This window comes from Kangiella shandongensis (genome assembly GCF_020005365.1).
GTDB lineage: Bacteria > Pseudomonadota > Gammaproteobacteria > Enterobacterales > Kangiellaceae > Kangiella > Kangiella shandongensis.
The window spans coordinates 1-12,059 of sequence record NZ_JACNML010000001.1 but is presented as its reverse complement, the minus strand read 5'-3'; the positions used below and the strand labels follow the sequence as shown (position 1 = coordinate 12,059).

Here is a 12,059-nt window from a genome sequence, read left to right as displayed (position 1 = left end):
ACTGAATGTTTAAGCCTAAAGCTAAAACGCCAAATATTAAGCTGTTTGACAGCCATTGCCATCTTGATTTTCCTGTCTTTGACAATGAACGAGATGTCATTTTTGAGCAGATGCGTAAAGTGGGTATTGAGGGCATTCTGATTCCTGGGGTACAGAAAGATAACTGGCGCTTTATTCGCCAGTTAGCCGCAACGAGGCCGGAAGTATCCGTTGCTCTTGGTCTGCACCCCATGTTTCTTAAAGAACACAAAAAGTCCCATATCCATGATCTGGAACTTGCTGCGGGGATTAAGCCCCTGGCTGCTATCGGAGAAATTGGTTTAGACTTTTACGACAAACATCTCGATCGAAAAACACAGATCAGTCTATTTAAAGCACAGCTGGACATTGCGAAGTCCTGTCATTTACCAGTAGTTCTGCATGTACGTAAAGCGCATGAAGATGTGTTGCTTTACCTGAAATCCATGAAGTTTACAGAAGGTGGAATCGTGCATGCTTTTAATGGCAGCATGCAGCAGGCCGAGCGCTATCGCGACCTTGGATTTAAGTTAGGTTTTGGTGGTGCAATGACTTATCCAAGAGCGGTAAAGCTGCGAGATTTAGCTAAGAATTTACCGTTGACAGACATCGTTTTGGAAACCGATGCGCCGGATATGATGCCTGCTAACTGTGATAAAGATCATAATAGCCCTCTATTGATTTTCAAAAATTTCAATACATTAGTCGAACTTCGTGAGGAGACTGCCAGTCAGATTGCGGAGCAAACCACGGCTAATTCTCGTCAGGTTCTACGTGTAACCTAATGTATAAAGTCAGATGATGTCACATTCTAGATAAATCCCGGTTGTTGTTGTTTACTTCTTGAGCTATAAATCTTGAAGCTGCGCGGAGTTTGAATTCATTAAAATTGCGCAGCAATAGTTATAAATACAATGAACTAATAAATAACAAATGGGGTTTATCATGGATAAAAATCTTTTTTTTCCACCCGTAAAGAAGTTGTTGGTTGCCACTGCTGTATTAGCAACATTAGGCACTAGCAACTCCACCATAGCAGCTGAAGAAGAAACTGGTGCAGAAGCCGAACGAATTGTCGTGACGGGTTCTCGTATTCGTCAGGCACAGGCGGAAGGTGCCAACCCGGTTCAAGTACTTGATCGAGAGTACCTGGAGCAAACTGGTATGAAAACCGTCGGTGATATTCTGGCGCGTTTACCAGCAGCAGGCTCAGCACTGAATACTCGCTTCAACAGTAGCGGTAACTTTGGTTTCCCACCGGATGGTGGTGGTGTCGGTGCCGGTGCGGCACAAGTATCATTGCGCCACATGAAATCAAAACGAACTCTGGTACTGGTCGATGGTATTCGCTGGGTTAATGGCTCGTCGGCATCCGGTGTTTCCAATTCGGTGGATTTAAATACCATTCCTATCACTATGATCGAGCGTATTGAAATTCTGGAAGATGGTGCTTCTTCAATTTACGGTTCAGATGCTATTGCCGGTGTGGTAAATGTGATTACACGTAAAGATTTTGAGGGCATGGAGTTTAATGCCTATGGCGGTATGTTTGATGAAGGGGATGGTGAAACGGAGCAGTTTGACCTGGCTTTTGGTGGAACGGGCGACAAGCACCGCGTCTTTTTTAGCTTGAGTCATTACAACCAGGACGCGGTAGACTCAACTCAACGTGAGTTATCGGCATTGCCTAAGCCACATACTGGCCTGACGCGTGGTAGTTCGGGTACACCTCAGGGCCGTTTCCTGTTCTTAGGTCAGGATAATGATGGTGATGGTGATCCTGATGTTAATAACTTAACGATTAATGATGGTGTGACTGGAATACCAACTTATGATCCGAATAATCCGGGAGGGCCGGGTGATGATTTCCACGGCTTTACCAACAATGATCGTTATAATTACGCCGAGTACAACATGTATGTGACGCCAAGCCAGAGAACCTCCATTTTTGGTCAGGCTGATTATCAAATTTCTGATAGTGTGAACTTCTACGCTAAAGCGTTGTATAACAACCGTAAGTCGACTAACCGCGCAGCTCCAGAGCCTTTATTCCTTGGACCTCAAGCGGGTACGGGCGGCCTGGCGGATACGGTCAGTGTTCATGAAACTAACCCATTTAACCCGTTTGGTATGACGCTGGATGAGAATAACCTGATTTTCATCGGTCGTCGTCCGATTGAAGGTGGTCCTCGTATTTTTAAGCAGAATGTTGATACGACTTATGTTGGACTGGGTTTCAATGGCGACTTCTTTGCTGGCGACAGCAGTTTTTATTGGGACCTCAACTACACGCACGGTAAAAACGAAGCCAAGCAAACCACTTACGGAAGCTACAATATCCGCCATATTAAAAATGCGCTAGGTCCATTGGCTGATTGTGAGGCATTAGCAGGTTGTGTGCCGTTGAATGTTTTCGGTGGGCAGGGAGATGGTTCCGGAACCATAACTCAGGATATGTTGGATTACATTCAACCCGTGCTGACGGATCAGAGTGAAAACGTTATTGATACGATTTCAGCAAACATCACTGGCGATCTATTTGAGATGCCTGCGGGTTATGCTTCATTCGCAGCAGGTATCGAATCTCGAGAGTATCGCGGTTTTTATCAGCCGGATGCTATTGTCGTAGCTGGAAACAGTAACGGTGTACCATCTTCGCCAACCAATGGCTCGTATGACGTTGATGAATACTATGCTGAGTTTAAACTGCCATTATTGGCCGATATGGCGGCTGCTGAAGAGTTGAGTTTAACTTTGGCAGCCAGAAACTCTGACTATAGCACCTTCGGTTCAGAAACCACGACTAAGTTCGGTCTGTTGTGGCGTATTACCGATAGCTTTATGTTACGCGGTTCCAGCTCGGAAGGCTTCCGCGCGCCAAGTATCGGTGAGTTGTTCTCCAGCGGCTCGCGTTTTGACGCGGAACTGGCCGATCGCTGTAGTAATTATGTCGGTACACAGTTTGAAGCAAACTGTCGTGCGTTAGGCATTCCCGAAGGTTACGAGCAACTGAATAGCCAGATCTCAGTCACTACTGGTGGTAACCCAGACTTACAGCCAGAAACCTCAGACAGTACAACCTTTGGTTTTGTTTACAGCCCACAGTGGAATATTGACTGGATCAATACCCTGGATGTCAAAGGGACTTATTATAAGCATGAGCTAGAAGGTGCTATTGAAGCGATTGATGCACAGGCACAGCTTGATCTCTGTGTGAATACGTTATCACCGGAGTTCTGTAATGGTATTAGCCGTACCAGTGGCGGTGCGATTAACGGCTTTAATAACCGCCTGGTGAATATCGGTGCTATCGAAACATCTGGCTATGATATCGCAATTAACTACACCAGCCCGCAGTATAACTGGGGTATGTTGGATATCAGCTGGGTAAATACCTTCGTGGATGAGTATGTTGAAGAGTCACTGGGGCAACGCGTTGATTTAGCAGGTCTTGAGCGTAATGACAGTGGTATTCCTGAGTGGAAGTCGCGCCTGGCGATGGGGTGGAAGTATGAAAATATGGCCTTTAACTGGACTGTGCGTCATGTTGATGGGCTAACCGAGTCCTGTAGTGACTTCTTGGACGGTACCGCGGATAGCTTAACAGCACTTGGGCTGTGCTCTAACCCAAACAGTACGGATGATTCACTATCAATCAACAAGCTCGACTCTCGCACCTACAGCGACTTTCAGTTCAGTTATTTCCCAGAGCTTGAGGGAATGGACATGGAATTAACCGTTGGTGTTAATAACGCGTTTAACGCGCACCCACCAGCGTGTTATAGCTGTTCTTTGAATGGCTACGATCCTTCAGTCTATGATCCGGAAGGTAGCTTCAGTTACTTATCGGTAAAGATGAAGTTCTAAGCTAAAGTAAAACTCGGAATAAAATGGGGCTTCGGCCCCATTTTTGCTATTTATTGTTAACTAACTCTTTGAAAAATCAACAAGATGCTTTAATCTGGAGCTAGAAATCATAAGCTGGAATGGCTATAACAACGCATGACTTCACCATTATCGACCATCCATATTCTGCAGCTGTTATTAAAAGCTGACTGGATCTCTCAGGAGCAATTTGAGGCGGCCAAGATTCACCTGCGTCGCGCTGATCATAAACTGCACCCGATTGAGCAGCTAGCTCAGTTGTCTTTAACCAGACACGATAAGCATCAGAAAATTATTGATGAAGAAGTGCTTACTCGCTTTTTAGCCGGGCTCTACAAATTGCCCTATTACCGTATTGATCCGCTTAAGGTGAAAGTAGATGAAGTGACGAAGGTCATGTCTTACGCTTATGCACAGCGCCACGGCATTTTGGCGGTTGAAGTTGATGAAGGTCAGGGGACAGTTAAAGTTGCAGTGATGAATCCAGAGGATTTATCGTGGAAAGAAAGTTTGGCACAAATTGTTAGTAAGGAGATTGTTCCTGTTTTTGCCAATCCAGCATCAATAAAGCGTTATCAAAGAGAATTCTATCAGCTCTCTGCATCGGTAGCTGGTGCTAAAAACACTAAGATGCAAGCCGACTCCAATGTTCAAAATCTTGAGCAGTTAATTGAGCTCAAAGAGGGCGAAGAAGCCGATGCTAACGATAAGCATATCGTGCAAATTGTGGACTGGCTGTTGCAGTATGCGTTTAAAGAGCGTGCCAGTGATATTCATATCGAGCCACGTCGTGAAGTCGGCAAAATCCGATTTCGAATTGATGGGGTTTTGCATAATGTTTATGAGCTTCCTATCGCCATCACTCATGCTGTTATTTCTCGCTTAAAAATATTAGGTCGTATGGATTTGGCCGAGCGCCGCAAACCGTTAGATGGTCGGGTAAAAACGAAAGCACCAAACGGACAGGAAATTGAGCTGCGTTTATCAACATTACCAACGGCTTTCGGTGAAAAATTTGTTGGGCGGATTTTCGATCCGACGGTATTAACTCGTGAGTTTTCTGAACTGGGCTTAGAGCCCGAAACAGAACATACCTGGCGTGAGTTGATCGGTCAGACGACGGGCATTGTTTTATTAACCGGGCCGACGGGCTCCGGCAAAACGACTACGCTGTATACATCGTTGAAGTTACTAGCTACCTCAGAAGTTAACGTCTGTACGATTGAAGATCCGATTGAAATGGTCGATCCGAAGTTGAATCAAATGCAAGTTCATCATGATATTAATCTCGACTTCGCTGCCGGCGTAAAAGCGCTACTACGGCAAGATCCAGACATCATCATGATTGGTGAGATCCGCGATCAGGAAACGGCACAAATGGCAGTGCAGGCCGCTTTGACCGGACACCTAGTAATATCGACGCTACACACTAACGACGCGCCGTCCGCCATCAGCCGGTTGATTGAAGTCGGAGTGGAGCCTTATCTGTTAAATGCCACTATGCTTGGGGTGATGGCACAACGTTTGGTAAGAACCCTGTGCGCAAAATGCAAACAAAAAACCGAGGTGAATTCGGATGCCTGGCAAGTGTTAACTTACGGCCATACCAGTAGTTCGCTACAAATGCCAGAGTATGTTTATGAACCTGTTGGTTGTGATGATTGCCGTCATACAGGCTATCAAGGTCGCCAAGGGATTTACGAACTGATGCGGGTAACGGATGAGTTAAAAGATCTGATCCATGATGACGCACAAATTAAAGCACTGCGCCAGCAGGCTCAGCACGATGGCATGAACCTTTTGCGCATCAGTGGTGCTTATAAAGTGGCGCAAGGTCTGACAACCATCGAAGAAGTGTTACGAGTCGCACCGAAAGACAATAACTAGGTGACGCAGTAATAGGTTTTGCCTGTTACTGCTTTTCATCCTCGATGTTACCCTGGTCACCCATTGCTTCGTCTATCACTTCCTCTGCGGGTTCAATAGTTTCTTCAGAAGGCTCTTCTTCGACCAGTTCAGCGGTACCTGCTTTAGGTTCCTCGACCTTTTTTAACACCTGGTAATAGCGCCTAATATTGTTCACATATTTCACGGGTTCATCGCCACGCGCGTAACCAAAGCGAGTCTGTGAATACCATTTTTTCTGACGCAGTAGCGGTAAGAATTTTTTTACCACAAGCCATTTGTCTGGATTTTCGCCAGCTTTTTGGGCCAGACGTCTGGCATCTTCCAAGTGACCAAAGCCCACATTATAACCAGCCAGCGCAAACCAGGTGCGATCGGGATCGCTAATGCGCTCAGGGATTTTATCCTTCATTAAGCGAAAATATTCTGCACCGCCCATAATACTCTGCTTGGCATCAATACGGTTTTTAATCCCCAGTTGGCGGGCCGTATCTTGCGTGAGCATCATCAAACCTCTGACGCCCGTAGGTGAGCGCGCTTTGGGGTTCCAGTGTGATTCCTGGTAGCCCATCGCTGCCAGGAAGCGCCAGTCCAGATCGTCCCCGGCAGCCTCGTAGAAATGCGGCTTAAACTCTGGCAGTTTGCTGTCTATGGCGCGGTGAAAGGCGCGACTGCCGACGTAGTCAAACTTGGACAGGTGGCCGTAGTAGCGCTCGATTAAGTAAGACAGGGTTCCGTCTTCCCTGATCCGGCTGAAAAACTCTATCACTTTGATAAATAGACTATTATCTTCGCTTTTTCTGAAGGCCCATGCCAGTTCTTCTGGTTCAGATACGCTGAATGCGACGGCTAACTCCGGTTGTACCTGGCGCATTAAGTCCAGCTCATTGGAGTCGACAATAGTGTATGTGATTTCACCAGAGAGAACCTGATCCAGAAGATCCTGGGTCGTCAGATCCGAGCGTTCAACCCAACTTAAATTAGGGTAATCTTCACGCACATCGTATAAGTCTTCCGAGTGAGAGCTTTTCGCCATGACGGTGAGTTGCTCATCAACTTGGGAAAAATCTCGTGGCCGGTCGGTACCTTTAAGGTACACCAACTTACTGGTGATGTTTTGATAAGGAGGCCCGAAACGCAAGGTCTCCTGTCGTTGTTTGGTGACCGTCAGCCCGGCAGCGGCAAAATCCACCTTGCCTTGCTCTACTTCTTTTAAGATCTTGGCTATATCGTTGTGAGTGACGATCTCAACCCGCACGCCCAGATCTTCAGCGAACAGTTTGACCAGTTCGTACTCAAAGCCCGAAAAGCCCTGTTCCCCGACGGACATGGTAGTGGGGGAGATGCGGCTATAGACCTTGATATAGCCCTGTTCCTGAATGCGTTCCAGTTGTGTTTTTTGCTGGTAATCGCATGAGGTCAGGCTGCCAATGGCGATGAGGAATAGCGCGAATAAGCCAAGTTTTTTGTAGGAGCTTGTTATCATTAAAAATTTATTACCTGATGAGCGACTACAGGCATTATGAAGGTAAATACTAAAAAAGTGCAAATTTAAGCGTTTAAATTTCCCCAATGACTTATCAAAAAGTCCCAGATGGAGTAAAATTTGCGCACTTGTTGCTATCCACCCTTCACACAGTTTAGATAAGTTAGAGAAGTTTATGCTCATACTACGCGGAAACCCAGCCTACTCACAGTTCCAGAAACAACGTTTACTTGAAGAAGCTAGTGCCATAGAGCCTAGAATTGCTGAAGTTTATGGTGAATTTGTCCACTATGTTCATACCAGTGGCGAATTGACAGAAGATGAACTACAGGTATTAGACCGCTTACTTGAGTATGGCCCGGCTCGGGTTGCCAGTGAGCATACTGGGCATCGCATGATCGTGGTACCACGTCCGGGAACTATTTCTCCGTGGTCATCGAAAGCGACAGATATTGCGCAAAACTGTGGTTTAGACAAAATTATCCGTATCGAGCGTGGTGTGGCTGTTTACTTCAATAACCCTGAGGGCGAGCCAATCGCTGCGGACGTCGCCGAGCGTTTAAAGCCGATTATTCACGATCGGATGACGCAGGCGGTTTTAAGCCAGCACCAGGAAGCTGAGCAGCTTTTTGTACAGGATAGCCCAAAGCCGTACGCCACGGTGGATATCCTCAAAGGTGGTCGTGAAGCGCTGGAAGTCGCTAACGTTGAGATTGGTCTGGCGTTAGCGGATGATGAAATTGATTATCTGGTCGAGAGTTTTACGCAGTTGGGGCGCAACCCGATTGATGTTGAGCTGATGATGTTTGCGCAGGCGAACTCAGAGCACTGCCGTCATAAGATTTTCAATGCATCCTGGACCATCGACGGTATTGAGAAAGACCTGTCTTTATTCAAAATGATTAAAAACACTTATGCCAATAATTCGGAAGGTGTCTTGTCTGCTTATAAAGATAATGCGGCAGTTTTTGAAGGTTTCAGTGCGCACCGTTTCTTCTCGAATGCCGAAACTAATGAATACGAATATCACCTTGAGCCGGTTCATGTGCTGTGTAAGGTCGAAACTCACAACCACCCAACCTGTATTTCTCCATACCCAGGTGCTTCTACGGGGTCCGGTGGTGAAATTCGAGATGAAGGCGCGACGGGTATTGGTGGTAAGCCAAAAGTTGGCTTAACCGGGTTTACTGTATCTAACTTACGTGTACCAGGTTACGAGCAGCCGTGGGAAACTGATTTCGGTAAGCCAGACCGTATCGTGACCGCCTTAGATATTATGCTGGAAGGCCCGATTGGTGGCGCCAGCTTTAACAACGAATTTGGTCGCCCAGCGGTGAACGGTTATTTCCGTACCTTCGAGGAAAAATTCAACTTCGAATATGGCGAAGAAGTTCGCGGTTACCACAAGCCGATTATGATTGCTGGCGGCATGGGTAACATCCGCGAGCAGCATGTTGAGAAAAAAGAAATTAAGCCGGGTTATAAAGTTATCGTGCTCGGTGGCCCTGCGATGTTAATCGGTCTGGGCGGTGGTGCTGCTTCATCCATGGCATCAGGTTCCAGTCAGGAAGACTTAGATTTTGCTTCCGTTCAGCGTGATAATCCAGAAATGGAACGTCGCTGTCAGGAAGTGATTGACCGCTGCTGGTCAATGGGCGAGCGAAACCCAATCGAATTTATCCATGATGTGGGTGCCGGTGGTTTATCTAACGCTATCCCTGAGCTGGTTCACGACGGCGAGCGTGGCGGTAAGTTTGAACTGCGCCGTGTACCGAATGCCGAGAAGGGCATGGCTCCAGTAGAAATCTGGTGTAACGAAGCGCAGGAGCGTTATGTACTGGCGGTTTCGCCAGACAGTCTGGAGCGTTTCGAAGCAATCTGTTCGCGCGAGCGCTGCCCGTTTGCAGTGGTTGGTGAAGCGACTGAAGAGCTGCACTTGGAAGTGAACGATGAGCATTTCGAGAATAAACCAGTCGACTTGCCAATGGATATTTTGTTCGGTAAGCCGCCAAAGATGCATCGCGAAGCAAAAACGTTATCCAAACCTTCGACGGAGCTGCCTCAGGTTGCTAATATTAATGATGCTATCGACCGTATTCTGGCCCTGCCGGCGGTTGCCGATAAGACCTTCTTAATTACCATTGGCGACCGTACTGTTGGCGGTATGGTATCGCGTGACCAGATGGTTGGCCCATGGCAGGTTCCTGTGGCTGACTGTGCGGTAACGACCTCAACGCATAACAGCTACTCAGGCGAAGCCATGTCGATGGGCGAGCGTACTCCGGCAGCATTGCTGGACAGTGCCGCTGCAGCCCGTATGGCGGTTGGTGAGTCTCTGACTAACATTGCCGCAGCAAAGATTGAAGATATTCGTAAAATCCGTCTGTCAGCAAACTGGATGGCCGCTGCCGGTGCACCGGGCGAGGATGCTAATCTTTATGAAGCCGTACAGGCAGTAGGTATGGAATTATGCCCAGAATTAGGTATTACCATTCCGGTGGGCAAAGATTCCATGTCGATGAAGACGGTATGGGAAGACAAGGGTGAAAAGAAAAGTGTCACTTCACCACTTTCGCTGATTATTTCAGCTTTTGCACCAGTGACTGACGTGCGCAAGAGCTTAACGCCTCAGCTTCGCACCAATAAAGGTGAGACAGAGTTGTTGTTGATTGATCTGGGCCGTGGTAAGAACCGTCTGGGAGCAACCGCCTTTACTCAGGTCTATAAGCTATTGGGTAGCGAACCGGCGAACGTAGATTCAAGCGCGGATCTGAAGAACTTCTTCGATGCAGTGCAGACATTAAACCGTGACGATCTGGTTCATGCTTATCATGACCGTTCAGACGGTGGTTTATTGACGACCCTGGTTGAGATGGGCTTTGCTGGACATTGTGGTATCAGCGTTGACCTAAGTGGTTTGAAAGGTACTGCCGAAGAGATTCTGTTCAACGAAGAGTTGGGTGCGGTACTACAGGTTCCAGCGGCCAAGCGCTCTGAAGTTGAAGCAATTCTGGAAGAGCATAAGGTTGATGAGTTCAGCCACTTCATCGGTGTACCAGCGGAAACACAAACCTTCAGTATTACTAAAGACGGCGACGACATCGTCTCTCGTGAGATGAAAGATCTACGCGCTATCTGGTCAGAACTGACTTATCACATGCAAAAGCTTCGCGATAATCCGAAGTGTGCCGAAGAAGAGTATCAGGCGAAACTGGATATGAGTAATCCGGGAATTAAGCCAAAGCTAACGTTTGATATTCATGAAAATGTTGCAGCACCATTTATTAATGGCGGTGTACGTCCGAGAGTAGCGGTTCTGCGTGAACAGGGCGTTAACAGTCACCTCGAAATGGCAGCGGCATTGACTAAAGCTGGTTTCGAATGTGTTGACGTCCACATGAGCGACATCTTAAGCGGTCGTGTCAGCCTGAATGACTTTATTGGCGCCATGGCTTGTGGTGGCTTCTCGTACGGTGACGTGCTGGGTGCTGGTGAAGGTTGGGCTAAATCGATCTTATTTAATAGCCGCGCTCGTGATGAATTCGAAGCCTTCTTTAACCGCGGTGATACGTTCAGTCTTGGTATCTGTAACGGCTGTCAGATGATGTCGAACCTGAAAGAATTGATTCCAGGAGCGGATCACTGGCCACATTTTGTGAAAAACGAATCCGCTCAGTTTGAAGCACGTTTTGCCATGGTCGAAGTTGCTAAATCACCATCGCTATTCATGCAAGATATGGAAGGTTCACGCCTGCCAATCGCCGTATCGCATGGAGAAGGTCGAGCACAGTTTAAGTCTGACGAAGCAGCTGAGCAGGTTAACCAGTCAGGACTGGTTACTGCACGTTACGTCAACAACTACGGTGAAATTGCAGACACTTATCCTGCTAACCCGAACGGCTCAGTACACGGTATTACGGGCCTAACTACGACAGATGGTCGAGTCACTATTATGATGCCACACCCAGAGCGAGTTGCTCGTACGGTGCAGAACTCGTGGAGACCGGATGAGTGGAGTGAAGATGGGGCGTGGCAGCGCATTTTCTATAACGCCCGTAAGCACATAGGGTAAAACCGCCTTTTTCTCCCTATGCTTTGTTGTATCAAGATTTTAAAGTGACTCATTTACTACTAGTAAACTCGTCATTTAAAATCTTGATACGCCGTGCCTAGAAAGAAAAATTCTGATTTTACTGTAAGTAACTCCATCAAGAATCATGTCATTCCCACGGAAGTGGGAATCTCAAAAATCTAGCACTAAACCTCGATATCACTATCGTTTGTTCGAGGCTACGCTTACTCAATTACCCCTTAAAGTTAGCCGAGTGGGGCAAAGTATAGCGTAAATTGGGTTGTGACCAACGGAAATCCCTTTAGGGAGATAGCCCAATTTAATCAAAACGGGTAGGTGACTGAAACGAATCCCTTTAGGGGATGTCGAGTTTGATGGCGCGTGAATAACTTTGTTGAGCGAGGGGAGTGCGAAGCACCTAGCGTCCGGGGTGGACTTCTCTTTGGTTCGTTTTTTCCTAAAGGGACTCCTTTAGGTCACTTAGGCATGCAAAGAAAATGAACACTAAAAGCTCCTAGCAGGTAGGTTGTAGTGATTTCATGAACCCCAACAACTTTCAATCTTGTTGAATCGCCCCGATATTCCTAGACACTTTTTAGCTATACAATGAAGCTAAAGAGGAGAATGAAATGTCATCCAAGCGATATACCGAAGAATTTAAAATTCAGGCCGTCAAGCACATTACAGAAAGCG

The 12,059-nt window shown here is 47.0% G+C and carries 5 protein-coding genes; 4 read left to right on the top strand and 1 reads right to left on the bottom strand.

Going from position 1 to position 12,059, the window contains the following annotated elements:
* The first annotated feature begins 5 nt into the window (after positions 1-5).
* The 3 genes from H7708_RS00025 to H7708_RS00015 all read left to right on the top strand — a co-directional run bounded on the left by H7708_RS00025 (position 6) and on the right by H7708_RS00015 (position 5,790).
* On the top strand, positions 6-803 hold the full coding sequence (locus H7708_RS00025; protein ID WP_223668417.1) for a TatD family hydrolase: 798 nt from the start codon (positions 6-8) through the stop codon (positions 801-803).
* 160 nt (positions 804-963) lie between these two features.
* Positions 964-3,885: a TonB-dependent receptor plug domain-containing protein gene (locus tag H7708_RS00020; RefSeq protein ID WP_223668416.1), complete on the top strand. Its 2,922-nt coding sequence runs from the start codon at positions 964-966 to the stop codon at positions 3,883-3,885.
* Between the two features lie 135 nt (positions 3,886-4,020).
* The gene (locus tag H7708_RS00015) at positions 4,021-5,790 is read left to right on the top strand and encodes a GspE/PulE family protein (protein WP_223668415.1); all 1,770 of its coding nucleotides are present in this window, start codon (positions 4,021-4,023) and stop codon (positions 5,788-5,790) included.
* 25 nt (positions 5,791-5,815) lie between these two features.
* Here the strand turns inward: H7708_RS00015 and mltF are convergent, their stop codons facing one another.
* Positions 5,816-7,294, bottom strand: a complete 1,479-nt coding sequence (gene mltF, locus H7708_RS00010; RefSeq protein WP_223668414.1) for a membrane-bound lytic murein transglycosylase MltF — start codon at positions 7,292-7,294, stop codon at positions 5,816-5,818.
* 175 nt (positions 7,295-7,469) lie between these two features.
* Between mltF and purL the strand changes: the two genes are divergently transcribed.
* Positions 7,470-11,366: a phosphoribosylformylglycinamidine synthase gene (gene purL / locus H7708_RS00005; protein ID WP_223668413.1), complete on the top strand. Its 3,897-nt coding sequence runs from the start codon at positions 7,470-7,472 to the stop codon at positions 11,364-11,366.
* The last annotated feature ends 693 nt before the right edge of the window (positions 11,367-12,059 follow it).

Coding starts and splice junctions, on each gene's coding strand:
- H7708_RS00015 (WP_223668415.1), top strand. CDS start 4,021: ATGACTTCACCATTATCGACCATCCATATTCTGCAGCTGTTATTAAAA.
- H7708_RS00020 (WP_223668416.1), top strand. CDS start 964: ATGGATAAAAATCTTTTTTTTCCACCCGTAAAGAAGTTGTTGGTTGCC.
- mltF (WP_223668414.1), bottom strand. CDS start 7,294: ATGATAACAAGCTCCTACAAAAAACTTGGCTTATTCGCGCTATTCCTC.
- H7708_RS00025 (WP_223668417.1), top strand. CDS start 6: ATGTTTAAGCCTAAAGCTAAAACGCCAAATATTAAGCTGTTTGACAGC.
- purL (WP_223668413.1), top strand. CDS start 7,470: ATGCTCATACTACGCGGAAACCCAGCCTACTCACAGTTCCAGAAACAA.